General features: G+C 42.6%; 19 protein-coding genes. 12 read left to right on the forward strand and 7 right to left on the reverse strand.

Features of this window, described 5'->3' with window-relative positions:
- Positions 1-10 precede the first annotated feature (10 nt).
- Positions 11-2,077, reverse strand: coding sequence for a hypothetical protein (locus GVN20_RS05225; protein WP_166557333.1), 2,067 nt, complete (start codon positions 2,075-2,077; stop codon positions 11-13).
- A 105-nt stretch (positions 2,078-2,182) separates the two neighbouring features.
- Here GVN20_RS05225 and GVN20_RS05230 point away from each other — a divergent pair, with 105 nt between their 5' ends.
- Positions 2,183-3,262: a hypothetical protein gene (locus tag GVN20_RS05230; RefSeq protein WP_166557334.1), complete on the forward strand. Its 1,080-nt coding sequence runs from the start codon at positions 2,183-2,185 to the stop codon at positions 3,260-3,262.
- On the opposite strand, the gene GVN20_RS05235 is transcribed toward GVN20_RS05230, so the two are convergent.
- Complete coding sequence (locus tag GVN20_RS05235) at positions 3,259-5,364, reverse strand: 7TM diverse intracellular signaling domain-containing protein (protein WP_166557335.1); 2,106 nt, start codon at positions 5,362-5,364, stop codon at positions 3,259-3,261. The two genes, GVN20_RS05230 and GVN20_RS05235, sit on opposite strands and share 4 nt — an antisense overlap.
- 187 nt (positions 5,365-5,551) lie before the next feature.
- On the opposite strand from GVN20_RS05235, the gene GVN20_RS05240 reads away from it, so the two are divergent.
- The 3 genes from GVN20_RS05240 to GVN20_RS05250 all read left to right on the forward strand — a co-directional run bounded on the left by GVN20_RS05240 (position 5,552) and on the right by GVN20_RS05250 (position 7,204).
- Positions 5,552-5,830 (forward strand): hypothetical protein, encoded by a 279-nt coding sequence (locus GVN20_RS05240; protein WP_166557336.1) that lies wholly within the window; start codon positions 5,552-5,554, stop codon positions 5,828-5,830.
- Between the two features lie 108 nt (positions 5,831-5,938).
- Positions 5,939-6,604 (forward strand): C39 family peptidase, encoded by a 666-nt coding sequence (locus tag GVN20_RS05245; RefSeq protein ID WP_166557337.1) that lies wholly within the window; start codon positions 5,939-5,941, stop codon positions 6,602-6,604.
- Between the two features lie 3 nt (positions 6,605-6,607).
- Complete coding sequence (locus GVN20_RS05250) at positions 6,608-7,204, forward strand: hypothetical protein (protein WP_166557338.1); 597 nt, start codon at positions 6,608-6,610, stop codon at positions 7,202-7,204.
- Positions 7,205-7,208: 4 nt separating this feature from the next.
- On the opposite strand, the gene GVN20_RS05255 is transcribed toward GVN20_RS05250, so the two are convergent.
- Both GVN20_RS05255 and GVN20_RS05260 read right to left on the reverse strand, forming a co-directional pair.
- Positions 7,209-8,108, reverse strand: coding sequence for an HTTM domain-containing protein (locus GVN20_RS05255; protein WP_166557339.1), 900 nt, complete (start codon positions 8,106-8,108; stop codon positions 7,209-7,211).
- Between the two features lie 15 nt (positions 8,109-8,123).
- The gene (locus GVN20_RS05260; RefSeq protein ID WP_166557340.1) at positions 8,124-8,648 is read right to left on the reverse strand and encodes a hypothetical protein; all 525 of its coding nucleotides are present in this window, start codon (positions 8,646-8,648) and stop codon (positions 8,124-8,126) included.
- Positions 8,649-8,956: 308 nt separating this feature from the next.
- Between GVN20_RS05260 and GVN20_RS05265 the strand changes: the two genes are divergently transcribed.
- Positions 8,957-9,148: a cold-shock protein gene (locus GVN20_RS05265; protein ID WP_013930127.1), complete on the forward strand. Its 192-nt coding sequence runs from the start codon at positions 8,957-8,959 to the stop codon at positions 9,146-9,148.
- Positions 9,149-9,263: 115 nt separating this feature from the next.
- On the opposite strand, the gene GVN20_RS05270 is transcribed toward GVN20_RS05265, so the two are convergent.
- Positions 9,264-10,148, reverse strand: coding sequence for an FAD:protein FMN transferase (locus GVN20_RS05270; protein WP_229598980.1), 885 nt, complete (start codon positions 10,146-10,148; stop codon positions 9,264-9,266).
- A 372-nt stretch (positions 10,149-10,520) separates the two neighbouring features.
- On the opposite strand from GVN20_RS05270, the gene epsC reads away from it, so the two are divergent.
- Entirely contained in the window at positions 10,521-11,348 is an 828-nt protein-coding gene (epsC, locus tag GVN20_RS05275; RefSeq protein ID WP_166557342.1) for a serine O-acetyltransferase EpsC, read from the forward strand.
- A 64-nt stretch (positions 11,349-11,412) separates the two neighbouring features.
- Here the strand turns inward: epsC and GVN20_RS05280 are convergent, their stop codons facing one another.
- Together GVN20_RS05280 and GVN20_RS05285 are read right to left on the reverse strand one after the other, a co-directional pair.
- Positions 11,413-12,009 carry a TetR/AcrR family transcriptional regulator gene (locus GVN20_RS05280; protein WP_166557343.1) on the reverse strand — a complete coding sequence of 199 codons (597 nt, stop codon included), beginning with the start codon at positions 12,007-12,009 and terminating at the stop codon, positions 11,413-11,415.
- A gap of 178 nt (positions 12,010-12,187) precedes the next feature.
- Entirely contained in the window at positions 12,188-12,655 is a 468-nt protein-coding gene (locus GVN20_RS05285) for a redoxin domain-containing protein (protein WP_166557344.1), read from the reverse strand.
- A gap of 195 nt (positions 12,656-12,850) precedes the next feature.
- Here GVN20_RS05285 and GVN20_RS05290 point away from each other — a divergent pair, with 195 nt between their 5' ends.
- The 6 genes from GVN20_RS05290 (at position 12,851) to thrS (ending at position 20,346) form a co-directional block, all read left to right on the forward strand.
- A complete protein-coding gene (locus tag GVN20_RS05290) occupies positions 12,851-13,777 on the forward strand; it encodes an ROK family protein (RefSeq protein ID WP_166557345.1) in 927 nt (308 codons plus the stop codon).
- 78 nt (positions 13,778-13,855) lie between these two features.
- Entirely contained in the window at positions 13,856-14,272 is a 417-nt protein-coding gene (locus tag GVN20_RS05295; protein WP_166557346.1) for an EVE domain-containing protein, read from the forward strand.
- Positions 14,259-15,926, forward strand: coding sequence for a hypothetical protein (locus GVN20_RS05300; RefSeq protein WP_166557347.1), 1,668 nt, complete (start codon positions 14,259-14,261; stop codon positions 15,924-15,926). The genes GVN20_RS05295 and GVN20_RS05300 overlap by 14 nt, the downstream gene beginning before the upstream one ends.
- An 82-nt stretch (positions 15,927-16,008) precedes the next feature.
- On the forward strand, positions 16,009-16,890 hold the full coding sequence (locus GVN20_RS05305; protein ID WP_166557348.1) for a class I SAM-dependent methyltransferase: 882 nt from the start codon (positions 16,009-16,011) through the stop codon (positions 16,888-16,890).
- A gap of 177 nt (positions 16,891-17,067) precedes the next feature.
- Complete coding sequence (locus GVN20_RS05310; RefSeq protein WP_166557349.1) at positions 17,068-18,285, forward strand: tetratricopeptide repeat protein; 1,218 nt, start codon at positions 17,068-17,070, stop codon at positions 18,283-18,285.
- A 108-nt stretch (positions 18,286-18,393) separates the two neighbouring features.
- A complete protein-coding gene (gene thrS / locus GVN20_RS05315; RefSeq protein ID WP_166557350.1) occupies positions 18,394-20,346 on the forward strand; it encodes a threonine--tRNA ligase in 1,953 nt (650 codons plus the stop codon).
- Positions 20,347-20,351 lie beyond the last annotated feature (5 nt).

Here is a 20,351-nt window from a genome sequence, read left to right on the forward strand (position 1 = left end):
ACCGTTTTTGTTATTTATTATCTTTCAGCCATTTGCAAAACAGTAGCCATTGAGCCATCGACATATCTCTGCTTGATGGCATATACGTGGCATTGGCCCAATTTTCGGGAGCCATTCTTTGCTTGATAAACGCTCCTCCTTTTTTAAAATATGCCTCCGTAAACGGCGTAATCAGTGACGACATCGGAAAGATGAGGTCGGAGACTTGGAGCAATTCTTTGTATAAAACCTCAAACGTGACGGGAGTTGGGTAGTTGATGTGAGTTGGGTCAAGGTACTTTCCAAATTCCTTTTTAGGCAATACCCGTAGACTGACGAAGAAACCTGTACGCTGTATTTCTGTTACTAAATCTTCGGATATAACGGGCGGTGGCGTGGGATAAAACACGTACATCGCGTTGGCGGCCTGCTCTGTCGGGAAAGTCAGCGTTTGTTTGTCCCGAAAATGATGGGTAATCAAAAAAGGTTTTACGGTGGCCGACGCACTCACCCCCGTCATTTTTAGCGCCATGATTGTCATTGGCACGTCTCCAATGAATGGTTTCCCCCGTTGATATACCCTGACTTGACACGGCTCTTTCTGGAAATCATAACAACGGTAAGCTTCCTCTTTTTGTCCTTGATCAGCATACATGCCAGCTTGGTCGGATGCTACCATAAACGGACTTTCTTTCATTAATAAAACTGTTGTTTCATACGAATCCTCGGAGGATTTTGAGGGCCCATACAGCAACAATGTCCCTTTTTCCAGTCTTTCGTCGGTCAAAAAATCCTTGTCTTTAAATGAAACTTCAATCAGGCCACTGTTGATTAACAGGTGATTACGGTCAAAATAATGTGGGGAAAGGTGGAAGGTTCCCAGTGTGGTTTCTTGGTTGTTGTCTTCCAATAACTTCAACGTCAACTCCCCCAACGGATAGGTTTCATAGACGGGGGTGGGGTGTTCTTGCACCAATTGCTCAGGAATGCTTCCCGACATGTCTAATGCAACCATCCTGCGCTGGGTATCTATACGACAAACAAAAGAGGCAAGTTTTTTTTGATTGAGGAAAGGCATTTCGGGCAATAATTGTCTGCCCATCGCAATCGACATCATGTCGTCCTCATACCACGGCGTTATACAACCCGTCAAAGTCGCCGTAGCAGGATTGGCTTTTTCTCCCGAAGTGATGTAGTCTATCGTGCGGTCTTCTTTCACTTCAAACAAAGTATATTGAATGAATACGCCTTTGATGGGTGTCGTTTTTAGTTGATACTTTTGAAAAAAGGAAAAAATAGGAGAGTGGACTCCATTAGTTAAATTTTCTAATGGAATAACGGAGAAAAATGTACCTGAAGCCCCAAAAACGCCTTCTTGGTTGAGGATTCTTTCCTTATTAAAAAAACGTAAAGAAGCTTTTTTGGGAGTGCCTTTAAGCAGAGATGAACCGTCTTTTTGGACGTGAAAAGCATCGCAAAATACCTGAGAATAAAAGGCGAGTGTGGGAAGAATATCAATCATTACGGCGGAGTTTCGGCCTCGGTCGTTTTTTAAGTCAATTGTAGCCCCCAAAATAGCCGCCACGTCGGCGGGGCAATCGGGGTCATTAGACGTAAAAAGTTGATTTTCTGTTTTGGAAACAGGCACTGCGATACTTCCCACTTTCACGTTTTCAAAACCAAATTCCATCCCACCGTAGTAATTCCAGCCTGCGGGCAGGTTTCCCGTCAGAGGTTGTTGGTTACGTTTTGTCTTTACCAATTGATACAGTTCATGGTAAGGCTCGTCCAAGGAGAATTTCCCCAAAGGGGTTTTTGCCCATGATTTGTATTTTTCAGGGGTATCAATCGGCTGAATTTCGATGTAAGGTTGGGTACTGTCGTCATAATTAACAGGTGAATCTTCAGGTACTGGCAATCCCCCCAATTTATGCAGCAAAAGCAAATCAGGCGACAGGTAAATCCTAGGGGGTAAAATTGCTTTTACCTGAATGGGGTCGTAGGTGAGCAACGGAAGCAAAAGATTATTATTGGCCGTTGCTGGATTGATGAAAGATTGACCGTAAAAATTAATACGCGGAAAGTCGAACTGACTCATAAGTTTTGAGGATTGATGCTCTAAAGTAAAAAAAGAAATTAACCGTTGGGAGAATTTTGTCAGTCAAAGACAATTCTCTACTTTAGAAAGTAAAATACATCGCTAATGAAACCAACCCTTGCCAATTACCTCGATTTCCTTACGCCGTGGATTTCTGCGGATTTGATATCGCCGCTTTATATGAATCGCATTCAAACCATTGCGGAGCGACTACCCATTTTATCGTTGGGGTCTTTTGAGTGTTGGTTGGATGACAATGAGCCGAGGGTTGATTTTAATGTTTGTATAAATCCAAGACTCAATGAGCAGGTAGCGATTAAAGATTGGCGGCAGGAAGCGAGTCTGTTGGAAAGTGACGAATTTTGCGAAATGCGCGAACGAATTCGCTACTTTTGCGGTCTTTGGAGCCAAAAAGGCTTTTTCCTCAACTCTCTCTTGGGTGAATTATGGCAAGTCTACGATATTACCGACCCCACAGATTCGCAGCTGCCAGTTCCTTGGATTTACATTACCTTTTTAGAAAATATTTTTGATAGCGACCAATCAATTAAGACTGAAATCATTGCAAAAACGCTTCCATTGCTCGATAGTAGCTTACCTTCTGAACTGACTAATATATTTTTTGCTCATTTAAGAAGCCTCCCTTCGTCGACCCGTATTGGCCCGATTGGTATTCAAAAACGAAATAACAAAACGTCACTTCGGCTTTTTTTGGAAATAAAAACGTTGGATGAAATCCTTGAAGTATTGTTCTTACTTAAATGGCCAGGCAATCTTGATGAGTTAAGAGATAGCGTTGCTTTTTGGACCGACTCCCGCCTGTTTCTTGGCCTTGCCCTTGATTTTGACGGTACCTTTCAGCCAAAGATTGGCATAGAGTGCCATTTTCCCCGGGAGCGTTTGCAGCCAGAGTTGATTTCTTTCACACAGAGCCTTTGTGAGCGGGGGATGTGTTCCGAATCTAAAAAAAGGGCAATTATAGGCTGGAACGGTAGGTTTGACGTTGAAACGGAAACCGATTTCTGGTCTTGGCCCGACCGTATTCTTCAAACACCAGAAAGTATACCCAGCCAAGTAAGTATTCAACGAATAGCCAATTTTGTAAAACTGATCTTTGAGCCTAATAAATCCCTCATTGCCAAAGTATATCCTATGTTTTTACGGCCTGTAATAAGAAACCGTTAACGGGGAAGCTTTACGATAAATTCCGTATAATTACCATTTTCACTTTCTACCGTTATTTCCCCGTGGTGCCCTTTTGTAATAATATCATAGCTTATCGATAAGCCCAAACCAGTACCCTCGCCTGTTGATTTGGTTGTAAAAAAAGGTTGAAAGATTTTATTGATTATCTCGGGCGAAATGCCAGTCCCGTTGTCTTTGATTCTTAGTTCAACTTTGTCGTTTTCAAATTGGGTACTCACTTGTATTTCAGGTTGATAAGGTCTCCCTAATTGCCTTAATTTTTCGTGGGTGGCATAAAATGCATTATTGAATAAATTGAGCAAAACCCGGCCCATCTCTTGGGGAACGATTTCGGTTTCGGGTAAATTGGGGTCAAATACAGTCTTCATTTCGATGTTAAAAGAAGCATCGCGGGCTCTTAGCCCTTGGTAAGCAATTTTCAAATACTCAAGAGCTAGGTTGTTGAGGTTTGTTAAACGCCGCTCTCCAGTCCCCGTTCTTGAATGTTCTAGCATCCCCTTGACAATGCTGCTTGCTCGTTGTCCGTGGTGATTGATTTTTTGTTGATTTTGACTCAAATCGGAGACTATATCACTAATTAGTTCTTTGTCAATTTTAGGTTTTGTTATTTCCTGTGTTAGTTCTTGGGCCAGTTCAATGCTAAGCTCCGAAAAGTTATTAACAAAATTGAGAGGGTTTTGAATTTCGTGGGCAATACCAGCTGTGAGTTCGCCCAATGAGGCGAGTTTCTCTTTCAATATTAGTTGGTCTTGGGTAATCCGAAGACGATTCAGTGATAGATTGAGTTCAACCGTACGTTCCGCTACTTTTTGTTCCAGTTCACGGTTTACTTTTGTTTGAAGTTGTTGATTTTCAAGTAATTGTTCGATATTTTTCTTCTGTTTTTCTTCATTGTCTTTGCGGAGTATATTAATCATATTGGCAAGGGCAAAAGAAAACAAAATCACCTCTACCGTTAATCCGAGGGGGAGTGAATAATAGAATGTAAAATCGCTTTTGGGCAGGGCACCAGTTAGTACAAACATGATGCAGATTACTCCCATTAAATTGGCTATATAGCCTAAAAGTAGATAGCCAGCCGATGGGATTCGGTCTTTTATGCATCTGATTCCCAGTGTGATAATGATAAAAATAGTAGCGGTCGAAATGATATATAAAAGAACAAAAGCAACTTCAAAATGGATAAAAAATAGGATACTTATTACGATGTTTGATACGATTAACCCATTCAATACCTGATGCCATTTTGGGTAATTATGTTGAGTATTCATCAAACTTTGAATAAATAGTAGGTAGGCAACTGCGTATAATTCTGAACCGACGAGCTCAAAATGTGAAGCCCAACTCGGAAAAGCTGAAAATGACCTGAAAAGGGTGATTAGATAGCCAGAGTTGTTGGAGGTGAAATAAAATGCAAAAAGTAAAACGAATAGATAATAGGCGTAGCTCTTCAGTCTAGTGACAAAAAAAATGATTAAATTGTATAAAAACATGACCGAAAATATACCCAAAAAGCCAAAAACAACATTGCCAACCGCAGCATCTCTTTCATCTACTTTGGACCTAGGAGAGATTTTAAAACTTAAGTATTGGGGAATTTTAGAGATATTTTGGCTATACTCTAACCTAACAAAACATTTTTTAGTCTCTCCTGATTTTAATGGAAATTTTATATAATTTTTGTTGGCTTTTGGGTAATCTCGCTTTTCGTAAGGGTAAAGATGCCCTGTCTTTTTTAATTTTATATCTTGGTTTTCCTGATAGTAAAAGTCAACAAAAGCCCAATTTTCAAAGTCAAAAACCCATTCTTCGTCAAAGTTGGTATTGTTTTTAACCGAAAATTGCAGCCAATACACATCAATGTTCTTTACTTTCAATGTTTTTTCATTGGCGGGCTGAAACTGAAGATTGGAAGTTTTACTAAAAACATCCCTAGGTTGGAGCTTTTTGGAGGAATCTGACAAATGATAAAAACCTTTTGTAACATCTACTTCTTTCAGATTTTGTAACGAAATCAATTGTGCATAACTAAAATGCGCAGTAAAAAACAGTACATATACTACAAATGTAGAAATCCTCATATAAGCGAAATTTTTGGGTTGAATTTACAAAATTTAACCTTGCAAAAATTTAAATGGTATAATTTTGGAAAACTACTTATTTTTTATGTCATTTACATACATCATATCACAACAACACTGCCTGATGTACAATTTGTGAATTTATGTCACTTATTTTACCAAATTTCACCTTTTAAACCGCTCTACTATGAAATCTTCAGAAAAACTAAAAGACGCACTTAAGCGTGTTGGTGATCATGAACATCTTGTTCATTTAAACACCCAAGCCAAAAACCTCACCAAAAAAGACATTACCGATTTTCTCAATAATAAAGTTGATAAAGACCTTACTATCGGGACAATTCACTCTTTGAAAAAGCTTGCAAAGCAGCGGATCATTGAGGGTAAAAGTGCGTTCCCCTTTGAATCTATGGAGGATGTACAGCACAATGAGGCAGACGATAATATGGGGGGGGGGACTTGGTAGTTTATAACTAAACATTGTCAAGGCTTTACTTGAAAAAGGTTAATCTTACCGAAAAAGCATGTAAGCGCTTAATTGCGACCATGTTTTTTCGGTATTTTGTAACACTTTATGGCTACCAAAAAAAATAAAAAAAACGTACTGGATTTCATCATGCAGCCCCAGCAGCAATTTGCTTGGTGTTGGGCTGCGGTTGGGACAAGCTGTGCTCATTTTTATGACCCCGACAGTACCTGGACACAATGCAAATTGGCAAGTGCTTCTATCGAGCCCTCGCCAGGAAATTGCTGTGACGACCCAGAGAGTCTTGATTGTGATAAACCTTGGTACTTGATTACGCCAAACAACCAAGGCTCTTTTGTAACTACCCATATTCCCAGCAGTTTTGTGACAGGAGCGCTCCCTGTTGCTAAATTAATGACTGAAATTGATGAGGGAAGATTGGTGGCATTTAAATTGGAAATAACGCTTGAACACGTGCTAGACTTTAGCATAGATGGTCAAGAAATCAAAATTCCCAAATTTGGACATTTTGTAGTTATTGCGGGCTACGAATCTTCTACTTCTTCCCCCAATGACCAAAACGTTATGGTGTATGTACACGACCCTTTCAGTCTTGAAAAAGGATTCTCCACCATGACCTATGAAATTTTTCAAACCAACTACAAATGTCACGGTGGTGTGGTTGCAGATGCTAATAGCCCAAATGGTACAGACAGCGTAACGGGTTGCAGAGTGACCCATAGCTTCTTTACATCTCCCCTTCAAAATACGTGATTTATGCCCATCAAAGAAGTTTATGCCCCTCTTAAGTCAGCCGAGCTATTTAAAGATTGGGCTTCGAAACAGAAAAAAGGGAGGCCCCGAAAACGTCCCCATTCCTTTGAAGAATCCGTTCCTCATAAAGTTTTTCATGCAGGACTGAATGATATTATTTCAGGAAAGGGATTAGAAAATGCCCAACTGGTTGCGTGGCGACACTTCCATGCCGATGCAAAAGGAAACCACGCCCTTGTTGAAATAAAAATTGGAGAAAAGGAAGATGAGCATGTTTTGCAAGAAGCCCATTTTGGGCCCATGGCCCATGACCATAAGTCATTGTTGCCTAAACTTAAGGAATTGGAAAAACTAAAAGATGAAGATTTTGAGCTTGCCTACCTCAGAATATTTGCCCTCAGAATAAATACCATTTGGCTTCGAGCTGACCAACGGGATAACGACTTTTTTATCCCAATTGCGCCATGTTTTAACGGGTTTGTAGCAGGACAACTTTATTCTTCCCCAGATTTTCTGAAGCTTGCTCAGGGAGCTGCCCAACGTTTTTTTCAAAATACTCAGGCAGGAAGTCTCGAAGATGATGATTTCAAAGGAGGGTAAGCGTTTAAAAATGAGACAGCCATTCCAAAAAAAGGCGGTATTCCTTTGGCGTAATGAATGCTGATAAACCAAAAATCATCGTTAGCTGAAAGAATTCAAACCGCAAAAAAATCCAAAGGCCTATGTGGAGCAATACGCCCAATGCGAGTACAAAAAGCCTGAATTCTTCAATCCAAATCAGTGAAAAAAGCGCAGCCTCTATCACTAAGGTTCCGTAGGTTGTACACTTAAAAAACCATGTACGGTCCAAGGCTTTAGGTAGTTCGCGGCGATTCCAAATCCTTACCTTCAATACTTTTTGGGTAGCGGAGCCATCGCGCCACCATTCTCCCTTTAATTTAAACAGCACGTTTTTTGCGTAAATATTGGCCATAAAAAGCTGAATCATGATCAATGTCCAAGGCCAGCCTGTTGCTTCGGGTCGGAAAAAATGCTTAGTGTCTAAAATAGATAGTTCTGCGTCGGAAGGAGAGAAAATAAGAAACAAACAAAAAAAACGGTAGACTGTATCGCCCGAACTCAACACGTAAATATTCCGATTGTGAATCGAAACAAGGGTAACAAAACAGACAAATGCGGCCAGATTTGGGAAGATTCCCAATGCCAAGCAAAGACCTGCTATAAACTGAATACCGAAAATCAGGTTAAGGGATGCAGTAGTTGGAGATAAATAATTGAGAAGTGAAAAGCGGAGATCTTTTTTGTTTTTTTTATAATCATCGTAGCCAAACCAACCTGTGGGTTGCAATAGTATCTTGTTTTTTCCCTGCCAAACCCACGTTTCAATCAATACCAAAATACCCGTCAACAGGCGTAATACGCTAATGGATAGCGTGGATTGATTGCTAAAAAAAAAGTCATTCCACGAATTTAACAGTTGGTTCAGGGTGATAAATTCTGTCATTGATTTTATCGTGTCTTATTGTTGGGGAAGTTCGTAAGTGAACACTCGTTGACTTAACCAAGGAAACATCGCTCGTTGTTGGGGTTTTTGAGGTTCATAAAACCTGATAATGTGTACTTTAAGGGGAGTTTTGGAGGAGGGGTTGGTCTTATAATACTCGCGTAAAATAAAATTACAAACGGCTTCTTTGGGAACATCATCCTTTTGAGAAAGCAACTGATTATGCAGCTTAATAAATCTAAAATGAGGCGCCCATTGATAATCATTTTTTAGGGTATATTCAGGGAGTTTCCAAGGCTGAATGGTTCCGTCCGTAAATTCAATTTCAAAGCCAATCAAAAAGTTTTTGGAAACGGGCTGAGGAGCAAACAACGCCCAATAATTGTCAAGTCCTGCCCAACAAATGTACTTACTGAAATACTTGTGGAGAATTTGTCTAAAAAAATATCCTTCGGGTAGACACCAGAAAAGCAGCAAAATACTCATTAAAATAATGAAAATGCTAGCTCCAATTTTCTGAAGAATTTCTAAAGAATCCATTCTGATTGATTTGATAGGGCTAAAGTAACTTTAAAAGTTAAAACAAAAAATGATTTAATCTTTCTCGGCCTTGACTCGGGAGGTTGGCGCGTCTGGGGTAGAAATAAAGTAATTTAGAAACGTTAAAATGAGCGATATTGAACCAAAAAAATGGATAGCTAGGTAAACCTAGAGGGGTGAAATGCTTTTTTTTAGTAAAAAAAGCATAATTTTTGAAATGATTTTAACCAATATAGCAATTATTGATTTTAAAAGGTTACTTTTGTAACGGTAATTACCATTTTTTTCATTCTTTTATTTTTTTTTCAATGAACACAGGAACAGTAAAGTTCTTCAATGAAACCAAAGGATTCGGTTTTATCGTAGACAGTAACACAGGCGAAGAAATTTTTGTACACGTATCAGGTCTTATCGACAACGTACGTGAAGGTGACGTAGTTACTTTCGAGCCTGCACAAGGCAAGAAAGGCTTGAACGCTACGAAAGTGAAACGTGCGTAATACTCACGCAAACGAAATACATTTTGTTTAGAGTAACTTAGGGAGCTTAAAACGATGTAAGAATCAAAAGGCAAATCGGAAACGGTTTGCCTTTTGTATTTTTCGAACCAGCCTGCTAGAAATTAGTCGTTTTCCATTCAAGCCCATTTTGCTCCAAGAGCCAGATTCGAGCAAATTTTATTTTTTTTGCCACTTTTTTCCCTTCTTTTATTCCCAATACGCTAAACGCCGTGGCTAGGGCGTCGGCCGCGGTTCCATTGGGGGCAATTACCGTGGTGCGTGTGTGTGTGGTGAGACCAACGCCCGTGCGCGGGTCTACGATGTGAGAATATTTGACTCCCTTATGCTCCATAAAACGGTAGGTATTGCCAGAAGTAGCCACCCCGCAATTTTTTAGTGTCAATACACGCTTGGCCGTACTGTCTTTTCCTCCCGAACTAACTTCAATCTCCCAACCCTCTTTTTGAGGAGGAGCCTCGCCAATGGCCAAATCTCCGCCAGCATCTAAAAAAGCAGCAGAAATGCCAAAATAGCGTAATATGCGTAAGGCATCATCGGCGGCGTAGCCTTTTCCGATACCGCCAAAATCCAGCCGCATCCCTTTTTGGGTAAGTATCACGGTACTATTTTTAGCATTCAAACGGATTTTTCTGTACCCAACGCTTTGTTTTGCTTCCAGAATTTGGGCGCTGTCGGGGAAATAATTACGCCGCAAAGCGCGCCGCCAGAGTTGAATAATTGGCCCGACGCTCACATCAAAAGTACCCTTGGTTTGTTTACTGTAATGAACTGACTGCTGAAGAATATCAAAGAGTATTGGACCCGCTAAAAAGGCTTCACCCGAGCCAGCCGTTGCCGATAAACGATTGGTTTCGCTACCGTCTAAGTAATCACTCAAGATGGTATTTAGATACTCAATGCGTTTGAAAACACTATCGGAAGCCACTTTTGCGATTGAGTCATGGGGGGCATAAAAAACAAGATTGAATTCTGACCCCATCGCTTTCCAAGCGTATGAGTACCGACTCTGAGTATGACCCGAGAGGGCGGTACAGCAAGAGATAATACAAAAAAAGAATACGTATTGAAGCAAAACTAGAGAGGAGTGTACTTTGAACTTAAACATTATCATTCGGTGGAATTGTACAATCTGCAAATAAATGGTAACTTTTTTAGGGATAATGAACCTTTTTGCACGGTTTTTGGTATCAAAATTATAAAAATCATTCCTGTGAAAACCAAACGTGCCGCTGTGTGTTGTTGCTGTATCCGTGACTAAGACATGGAGAGGGAATAATTTACGCTTCAAAACTAAGAAATTGAGCCGCCCTTTCCTGAAGAAAGGGCTTTTATTTTGTAATCAATCAATGCCATGACATTAACTGAGCAAGAACTTTCGGTCTCCTTTTTAACGCGTCTTACCGAACAAAATGCCAAGTATCGGCATCGGCTACCTCCTCGCAGCAGTGTAGGGAAGTTTGTGGAAGAAATGATGTGTTTTCTGTTTCCCGTTACCCAAGACTGCGAACGGACATCGTTAGATTTACCCGAAGCCTATCGCCGTATTCAAAACCGGTTATCTTGCCTTTTGGACCCGCTTGCCAATCATCTTGACGCTGATAAAGACGTCATTATGGAACGATTCCTGGCTAAGCTCCCCGAGATTTATGAAAATCTTTTGTTGGATGCGCAGGCAATTGCAGACAACGACCCCGCTTCGGTGGGCATTGAGGAGGTGATTTCTGTCTACCCAGGTTTTTATGCCATTGCGGTTTACAGGGTGGCGCATTTATTGGTGGATTTGAACGTGCCTTTGCTGCCAAGAATGCTTACCGAACACGCTCATGGCCTGACTGGGATAGATATCCACCCCAAAGCTAATATTGGACAATCGTTTTTTATTGACCACGGAACTGGCGTCGTGATTGGTGAAACGACCGATATTGGTAATAACGTGAAAGTATACCAAGGCGTGACGTTGGGGGCATTGAGTGTTTCTAAGTCGATGGCCGAAACCAAACGTCATCCTACCATTGAAGACAACGTAGTTATATACGCTAACGCTACCATTTTGGGAGGCAAAACGGTCATTGGCAGTGATTCTATCATCGGTGGCAATGCGTGGCTGACGACAAGCGTACCCGCGTTTTCGCAGGTGTATCATCAAAGCGAATTGAAAATTAGACAGAGTATCCTTTAAGATTTTGGCTAAGAACTGGCTTGGTATTCTGAACCAGTTCTTAGTTGCTTCTTAATGGTGAATATCAAGCTAATCCCCGCACAAACCTTCGTACGGTTTCCATAAAAATAGCTTCGAAATTCGATAATGTTTGGCGAGGTTGGGTAACGGAGGTGACCACCAAAAAACCGTACGTAAGGCACCACCATTCATAAAAGGTTTTGGAAACGGCATCGGCGGAGCGCGGGCGTATCAAGGCCATAGCTTCCCAGACAGGATGATTGTTGAGCATGGCAAACTCAATTTGATACGCCTGTTTTGACTGACAAATCCCGCCTTCCATGTTAAACATCACCTGAAAAACTTCGGTTTGGGTATGCATGAATTTCCACTGAATCTGGGCAAATTCAGTAATTAATTTCTCAGGGTTACGGTACAAAGTCCGCAGTTTCAGTAGTTCTTCGTGCAGAAAAGCAAAGCCATCGTTGCGGATGGTTTCCAAGAGTTTGTCTTTACTGTCAAAATATTCGTATAAAATAGGAGGGCTATATTCAATAACATCGGCAATTTTTCGAATGGAGACGGCCTGCCAGCCTTCCTCACGAGCAATGTCGCGGGCAGTTTTGAGGATGTCGTGACGGACTTGTTTCCGTAAACGCTCCCGACGTTCAACGATTCCCATAAGATTAACGATGGATTAGAGTAGACTTTACACTGTTAAATTATTTACAAGTAAAAAATAAATGGTGAAAGAACCAAAAAAAAAGACAATAAAAAAGCCCAGTCAAACGTTTGACTGGGCTTTTTTATGCTTGATAATAAATGCAATTTTCAGGCAAATACCTACGTGAATTTAAATGCTAAATCTGCTCAAGCGTTGATTTAATCGCCGCAAAATTAGGTAGGTCGCCCGCACTTTCAAGTACTTCTGCATATTGGATAACTCCTTCTTTATCAATTACAAAAGCGGCACGTTTGGCTACGCCTTTCATGTCGAACGCAAATGTATCGTAGTAGGATTTAAAAGCCTGTGAAGTCTCCTTGTTGAAATCGGACAGTAAATCGAAATTGTATTTTTGTTCCTCCTTATATTTGTTTAGGGTAAAAAGTGAATCTACCGAAATACCCACTACTTCGGCACCGAGTTTGGTATAATAGCCTAAGTCATCGCGCATGGTGCAGAGCTGTGCGGTACACACACCCGTAAAAGCCGCTGGAAAGAAATGAATGATGAGATTTTTTCCTTTAAAATCTTCGAGTGAAACCTTTTTTTTCTCGGTATTAAACAGGGTGAATGAAGGGGCCTTATCGCCTTTTTTTAATGACATGGTTGTTGAAGTTAATTTTGTTTTTGCAAAAATATAAATACAACTCGAAAACTTGCTAAATCATTAAATGTTCGTAATTATGCCAAAAAAACTATCGTTGGCAGTAGTAGGATACTCAATAAGTAATCTATTACATCAATACCTAAACCCCGCAGCGGCGGTTTTTACTTTTCACTAACACACATCATAATACCTATGCAAACCATTTGGGGAATTGACCTCGGCGGAACAAAAATTGAAGGCGTTGTATTGTCGTCACCCTCGCCTGATGCGGTGATTATCCGTAAAAGAATTGATACAGATGCTCATAAGGGATATGAGCACATTGCTGGCCGTATTGTTGAGCTGGTACGTGCACTGGAAGCAGAAACGGGCTTCAAAGCCCCAAGTATTGGGATTGGCACGCCCGGTACGGTCGAGCCGTCCAATGGTTTGATGAAAAACTGTAATACTACCTGCCTCAATGATATGCCTTTGCAGAGTGATTTAGCAAAAACCTTGGGGATTCCGGTCTTTATAGCCAACGATGCCAATTGCTTTGCGTTGGCCGAAGCAACAATGGGAATCGTTCCTGATGTTGTGCCAGATTATCAGTGTGTATTTGGCGTTATCATGGGTACTGGTGTTGGTGGCGGTGTTGTTATTAAAGGAAAAGACGGACAGTCATTTGTGTTGAATGGAACCCAGGGAATTGGTGGCGAATGGGGTCATAATGAACTGGAAACCAACGGATATGACTGCTATTGCGGTAAAAAAGGTTGTGTAGAGCAGGTACTTTCTGGCCCCGCATTGCAACGCTACTACGCTCAGATTAGTGGTCAAGAGTTAAAGATGAAAGACATTGTGGCGCGGCATTATGCCGGTACTGATCCGTTTGCTACCCAAACCATCGACCGTATGTTAGAACATTTTGGGAAAGCCGTTTCTGTACTGATGAATATTCTTGACCCCGATGCAATTGTTTTGGGGGGTGGTGTTGGAAATATTGACTTACTTTACACTGAAGGTTTGGAACGGGCCAAAAAATACATTTTTAATAGCGGCCGGGTGGAAACAAAAATTCTTCGTCCAAAGTTAGGAGATAGTGCAGGAGTGTTTGGGGCGGCGATGTTGTCCATATAATAAAAATATTAAGTTGAAAGGCTGCCAAAGATTGCGTCATTTTGATGCGGTCTCAGCCTGAGAAATGAAAAATTAAGAATGAATCATTGGTTAGTAAAGTCGGAACCGTTTGTTTATAGTTGGGATGATTTTGAGAAAGCGGGTAGGAGTGTATGGGATGGAGTTCGTAATTATCAGGCACGTAACAACCTCAGAGCCATGCAAAAAGGCGATTGGGTCTTCTTTTATCACAGCAATGAGGGGCTGTCCGTGGTGGGTATTGCACAGGTAGACCGCGAAGCGTATCCTGACCCAACCACCGACGACCCCCGCTGGGTAGTGGTTGAATTGGTGCCTGTTCAGAAGTTAAAACGACCGGTTTCATTGCAGGAAATTAAGTCAGATAATAGATTGCAGGAAATAGCGTTAATTAGGCAATCTCGTTTGTCGGTCATGCCGATTAAACGGGAGGAATTCGACCTAATCTTAAGTTTTAGCAACGATGAAAACACCTAATGAATTTATTGTCAATAGCCCACGGGCGCATTACCAATCTTTTGTAGTGCGCAGGGCTGGTGCGGCGCTTAGTGCCGTTTTGGTTTCTTTTTGTTACGTTTTGTTTTTGGTTATTGGTTTAGTAACCCCTGAGATAAAGGCACAGACTGTCAAGCGGATAGAGCTCCCTGTTCCAGGTGCCAATGAGTCGTATCACACGATTTCGTTGGGCGCAAAAGGCGTGGTGCTGGTTTCGCAGCTTTCAAAAAATGCGTTTAATATTCAGAAGTTTAACGTTGATTTGGACCGCGATTGGTCAATCAACGGCACGATTGAAGATAACCTTGATTTTGTAAAGTCTTCGTACGACGGCCAGTCCATTTATCTGTTATTTACGCGTAGCCGAACTGATTTTTATCAGGTCGTTAAGGTGGGGGTCGCGGGTTTTATGGAGACATTTTACCTTAGCTCCGTGGACCGTTTTCAAATTACCGATTTCCAGACAATTGGTTATTCGGTTTTTATGGCGGGGACAGTACGAGACGAGCCAATGCTGCTTTACACCAATTTGGCTTCCAAACAAAGTAAAATTCTGCCCGGAGTTACGCAACCCAACACCGTGATTCAATCCGTAGATATTGATACCACGCACCATTTGATAAATGTCTGTTATGCCGCTCGCAAGGGGCGAGAAATCAAGCTTATTTCACGGACGTTTGATGAATATGGACAATCGGTGGGGCAGGTGATGGTAGAGCCAGAGCCTGATTATTCATTGCTTAACGGACGCCTGTTTACGCTGAACGATTCCACCAAACTGATGATTGGAACCTACGGTTTTCGAAACATGCAGGGGAACAACAACAGCGCTTCGCAAGGGCTTTTTCTGAGTAAAATCGTTTACGACGAGGTTGAGTTTACGCAATATCACAGTTTTACCGATTTTAAGAATTTCTTCAACTTCATGAGCGAGCGCGAGCAAGAACGAATGCTGCGTAAGATAGAGCGAAAAAAAGAAAACGGAGACGAAGTAAAGCTTAATTATCGACTTTTGGTTCATGATATCATTGAACAAAACGGCAACTACCTGATTTCGGGAGAGGTCTTTTATCCCGAATACCGTAACAACAACAACGGGATGTATGGTATGAGCTCGTGGTGGGGCTCGCCTATCATGTCTCCTTGGGGAATTGGTGGCATGGGAATGTTTCCATCGTATGGACTTTACAATCCATACTATTGGGACCCATGGTTTGGCTCACGTAGGATGAACAACGGGCAGATATTTAATGGTTTTGTGTATACCCACGCGATTGTGGCGGGCTTTAACCCCAAAGGTGATTTATTATGGGATAATTCGCTGCCTTTTGAAGGGCTGAAAAGCATGGAGCTCAAAGAAAAAGTAAGGGTAAAACCCAATGAGGACCAAACGGTTTCTATGTTTTACAGTAATAAAGGGGCTATCAAAGCCAAGGTTTTTGACAAAGACCGCGTATTGAATGACCGACAGCCGATTCCGATTATGACCGTTGATGCCAGTGATAAGGTGCGTCAAACCAACACCGACGAAGTGCTGTACTGGTTTGATAATTATTACTTGGCGTTTGGCTATCAGCGGATTACGGGTGATGATGGTCGCCGAAATGTTTTTTATCTGAATAAAATATCTTTTTAATAACATAGGATAGAGGGTCAATCGCTGGTCAATTAGGTTTTTCCTGAATGTACCAGCGGTTGACTTTCGCCTTAACGTACAAATGCAACTTCTCACTCCTCTCCACTGGCAAGATTACGAACTGATTGATAGCGGTAATTTCGAAAAATTAGAACGATTTGGTGACTATATACTTGCGCGTCCTGAGCCTCAGGCTATTTGGGATAAATCTCTTTCCGACGCTGATTGGAAAAAAAAGGCCCATGCTACTTTTGTGCGTGATAAGCAGGCTACCGAACGCGGCGAGTGGCAATTGACGAAAGGGATGGCCGAAAAATGGTGGATAAACTACCGACATGCGGGGCTGTCGTTGCGCCTAAAATGCTCGCTTACTTCCTTCAAGCACGTGGGGATTTTCCCTGAGCAGGCCGTTAACTGGGATTATTTAGACCAAAAACTCCGCGCGCTGCCCATTGAGAAACCCTCCGTTTTAAATCTTTTTGCGTACACAGGGGCAGCGTCGGTGGCAGCCCGACAAGCAGGGGCCGATGTAACACACGTGGATTCAATTAAACCAGTTGTCACGTGGGCGCGGGAGAATATGGAAGCAAGCGAAGCCGACAATATCCGATGGATGGTGGAAGATGCTTTCAAATTTGTTCAGCGTGAAGTGCGTCGTGGGAAAAAATACAATTGCATCATTCTCGACCCACCTGCTTATGGCCGTGGGCCTGCGGGTGAAAAGTGGATTCTTGAAGAACAGTTGAATGAGCTACTCAAATCCTGTGCTGAGTTGTTGGACCCTGTTCACCATGTATTCATTTTGAATTTGTACTCGTTGGGTTTTTCGGCTTTGATGGCCGAAAATTTGGTACTGGACCGATTTGGTAAAATGACGAATGCCCAATGCGGTGAACTCTACCTTGCCGACCATAAACAACGCAAACTTCCCTTGGGTATATTTTATCGTTTCGCTTCCGTTTAAGCGGTGGTTAATCGTGCATTTCCCCAAAACTTTCCCGTACTTTGCATCAATGAGTGAGTCAACGGTCAGGATGATGTGCCGTTGTAACTTGCTGATTTTAATAATGCATTCATTGTCAGGTGTTTTTGAAGCAATAAAATGATTTTTTTAAAAACATCAATAACAGTACAGAGCAACTTGAAAGCCCTAACGTATATAGTAAGTATTTGTCTGGCAATATGGCTGGGCGGGTGCAGCAGCGACGAACGTCAGAGCACCCGTATTCCTCCGCTCCCCTCCGACGATGCTCTTAAACGGGCGGAAGTCGGCGTTGAGTACCTGAGTGCCATCATTCGGCGTAGTCCGCGTAACGCTTTAAATTACCACAAAAGAGCCGAGTTGTATATCGTCCTTAAGGATTTCCCTGCGGCTTTGACGGACATAAATGACGCCCTTGAAATCAGCCCCAGTAATGGGCTTTTTCTGCTGACTAAAGCTCGAATTTTGCGGCAGATTAAGCGTTATGATGAAGCGCTGGCGGCGGCACGGCAGGCAGAAGTGTTGCAACAAGATACGCCCGAGTTGTATATTTTACTGGGAGATTTGACCCAACAAAAAAAGCAATACCGTCAGGCAAAGTTGTATTTATCGAAAGCCTTGCAAATGGCTCCTTACGAAGGCGAAGCCTATTTTTATAATGGACTTTTGGATGCTCGTCAGGGAGATACCCTGTCGGGGATTGCGCTGATGCAGCGGGCAGTGGAATTAAAACCGCGCTTTGTGCCTGCATATGTGGAGCTGACCAACATCCATACCCGTTTGCACGATTATATTCAGGCAAAAGACATTAACGACCAGGGCTTGCGTTATTTTCCCAAAGAGTCGATGCTTTATTATTCGCGCGGGGTAATGTACCACAGTCAAAAACGGCTAGACAGCGCGCTGATTGCGTATCGGGCGGCTATTAAATTTGACTCGACCAATTACGCGGCTGATTTTCAGGCAGGTACTATTTATTTAAAGTGGAACAGTTTACCTTTGGCCATTAAAAGCTTTGAGAAAGTTTTGCGCTATAACCCCAAATATCCGCAGATTAATTTTTTGCTGGGAAGTGCTTACGACAAACATGGGAACATCGAAGGGGCCATTGAACAATATTCGCGGGCTACGCAGATAGATGCGGCTGATTGGCGTTCGCGCGGGCGTCTTTACCGGGCGCAACAGCGAAAATATTACCTTGACACCTACGGTACCCTACCGCCGGCTTCTCCCGAAATAGCTTCTGATGCTGATAATGAGAAGGATGTTTCTCCAATTGCTCCCGACCGTGAAAGGGTTCAGGTCAATATTCTAACTCCTCGACTTGAATTGAAAACGAAAAGTGATACCGTTCGAAGCTTGAAAATCAGGCAATAGTTGGCAGTAACGTTTAAAACAACCATTTTTGCAGAAAATTTATCAACGATTCATGCTAGTTTGTAATAGCAGATGTTGATGAAGCGTGACTAAACATAACTAATTAACATGAGTAACATTAAAATCACCCTACCTGATGGCAGTGTGCGCGAGTACCCTCAAGGCTCGTCAAGTATGGACATTGCGCTGAGTATCAGCGAAGGACTAGCGCGAAATGTATTGGCGGCTAAAGTCAATGGACAGGTGTGGGATGCCACCCGACCCATTGATACGGATGCCAACCTTCAACTCTTGACTTGGAACGATACCGATGGAAAAGCTACTTTTTGGCATTCCTCCGCGCACTTATTGGCCGAAGCCATTGAAGCGTTGTACCCTGGTACAAAATTTGGCATCGGACCTGCCATCGAGACAGGTTTTTATTACGATATTGATTTGGGTGGTAAGCCTTTTTCGCAGGAAGATTTTAAAAAAGTAGAAGATAAAATGCTTGAGCTTGCGCGACAGAAGAGCGAGTACAAGCGAACGTCGGTGAGTAAAGCCGATGCCATTGAATATTTTACCCAAAAAGCGGATGAATACAAGCTTGAACTGATTGATGGACTAGAAGATGGTCAAATTACGTTTTATTCGCAGGGTAATTTTACGGACTTATGCCGAGGGCCGCACATCCCCAATACAGGATTTATTAAGGCCATCAAAATTATGAATGTGGCAGGAGCCTACTGGCGCGGTGACGAAAAACGCCCCATGCTCACGCGGGTATATGCCGTGACGTTTCCAAAACAGAAAGAACTGGACGACTATTTGCACGTACTGGAAGAAGCAAAACGTCGCGACCACCGCAAGCTCGGCAAAGAACTGGAATTGTTTACTTTTTCTGAAAAAGTAGGCGCTGGTTTGCCGCTTTGGCTGCCAAAAGGCGCTTTGTTGCGCGAACGCCTCGAAAGCTTTTTGCGCAGGGCGCAGGTGCGCGCGGGGTATTCACCCGTAGTGACGCCCCACATCGGTAGCAAACAATTGTACGTAACCTCAGGACACTGGGAAAAATACGGTAAAGATTCCTTCCAGCCGATTCATACCCCCGAAGAAGGGGAGGAGTTTATGCTTAAACCCATGAATTGCCCTCATCACTGCGAAATCTACAAAGCACGTCCACGGTCGTATCGTGAATTGCCGTTGCGTTTGGCCGAATTTGGCACCGTGTACCGTTACGAACAAAGCGGAGAGCTTCATGGGCTGACCCGGGTACGTGGTTTTACGCAGGACGACGCCCACATTTTCTGCCGTAACGACCAAGTGAAAGACGAATTCAAACGCGTTATTGATTTAGTTCAGTATGTGTTTCGGTCGTTGGGATTTGAGAATTACAGTGCGCAAATATCGCTCCGTGACCCCGCAAAACCCGAGAAATATTTCGGAACAGACGAAGACTGGAACCGCGCCGAATCGGCGATTATTGAAGCCTCGGCCGAAAAGGGGTTAAATACCGTTACCGAACTAGGAGAAGCCGCCTTTTATGGCCCCAAACTCGATTTTATGGTTCGGGATGCCTTGGGCCGTAAGTGGCAATTGGGTACGATTCAGGTGGATTACCAACTGCCGCAACGCTTTGACCTTGAATACATGGGTAGCGATGGTACCAAACACCGCCCCGTGATGATTCACCGCGCGCCGTTTGGTTCATTGGAGCGCTTCATTGCGATATTGATTGAGAACACCGCGGGTAATTTCCCCTTGTGGCTTTCGCCCGACCAAATTGCGGTATTGCCAATCTCCGAAAAGTATATGGATTACGCCAATGACATATTTCTTCAATTGCAGGAAGCCGACGTACGCGGGTATGTTGACCACCGTGACGAAAAAATTGGCCGTAAAATCCGCGATGCGGAAGTTCATAAATTGCCTTACATGTTGATTGTGGGCGACAAAGAACAGGCCGAAGGAACCATCTCTGTACGTCGCAAAGGCCATCCTGATATGGGCTCCATGAAGTTGGAAGACTTTGTGACCTATTTCAAAACCGAAATACAGAGCGGTATTGCCACGTTTGGCGCTTGATTTTG

The sequence above is a fragment of the Runella sp. CRIBMP genome (assembly GCF_009905605.1).
GTDB lineage: Bacteria > Bacteroidota > Bacteroidia > Cytophagales > Spirosomataceae > Runella.

Coding starts and splice junctions, on each gene's coding strand:
- GVN20_RS05255 (WP_166557339.1), bottom strand. CDS start 8,108: ATGACAGAATTTATCACCCTGAACCAACTGTTAAATTCGTGGAATGAC.
- GVN20_RS05280 (WP_166557343.1), bottom strand. CDS start 12,009: ATGGGAATCGTTGAACGTCGGGAGCGTTTACGGAAACAAGTCCGTCAC.
- GVN20_RS05260 (WP_166557340.1), bottom strand. CDS start 8,648: ATGGATTCTTTAGAAATTCTTCAGAAAATTGGAGCTAGCATTTTCATT.
- GVN20_RS05225 (WP_166557333.1), bottom strand. CDS start 2,077: ATGAGTCAGTTCGACTTTCCGCGTATTAATTTTTACGGTCAATCTTTC.
- GVN20_RS05235 (WP_166557335.1), bottom strand. CDS start 5,364: ATGAGGATTTCTACATTTGTAGTATATGTACTGTTTTTTACTGCGCAT.
- GVN20_RS05245 (WP_166557337.1), top strand. CDS start 5,939: ATGGCTACCAAAAAAAATAAAAAAAACGTACTGGATTTCATCATGCAG.
- GVN20_RS05250 (WP_166557338.1), top strand. CDS start 6,608: ATGCCCATCAAAGAAGTTTATGCCCCTCTTAAGTCAGCCGAGCTATTT.
- epsC (WP_166557342.1), top strand. CDS start 10,521: ATGACATTAACTGAGCAAGAACTTTCGGTCTCCTTTTTAACGCGTCTT.
- GVN20_RS05295 (WP_166557346.1), top strand. CDS start 13,856: ATGAATCATTGGTTAGTAAAGTCGGAACCGTTTGTTTATAGTTGGGAT.
- GVN20_RS05290 (WP_166557345.1), top strand. CDS start 12,851: ATGCAAACCATTTGGGGAATTGACCTCGGCGGAACAAAAATTGAAGGC.
- GVN20_RS05230 (WP_166557334.1), top strand. CDS start 2,183: ATGAAACCAACCCTTGCCAATTACCTCGATTTCCTTACGCCGTGGATT.
- GVN20_RS05240 (WP_166557336.1), top strand. CDS start 5,552: ATGAAATCTTCAGAAAAACTAAAAGACGCACTTAAGCGTGTTGGTGAT.
- GVN20_RS05270 (WP_229598980.1), bottom strand. CDS start 10,148: ATGGGGTCAGAATTCAATCTTGTTTTTTATGCCCCCCATGACTCAATC.
- thrS (WP_166557350.1), top strand. CDS start 18,394: ATGAGTAACATTAAAATCACCCTACCTGATGGCAGTGTGCGCGAGTAC.
- GVN20_RS05300 (WP_166557347.1), top strand. CDS start 14,259: ATGAAAACACCTAATGAATTTATTGTCAATAGCCCACGGGCGCATTAC.
- GVN20_RS05305 (WP_166557348.1), top strand. CDS start 16,009: ATGCAACTTCTCACTCCTCTCCACTGGCAAGATTACGAACTGATTGAT.
- GVN20_RS05285 (WP_166557344.1), bottom strand. CDS start 12,655: ATGTCATTAAAAAAAGGCGATAAGGCCCCTTCATTCACCCTGTTTAAT.
- GVN20_RS05265 (WP_013930127.1), top strand. CDS start 8,957: ATGAACACAGGAACAGTAAAGTTCTTCAATGAAACCAAAGGATTCGGT.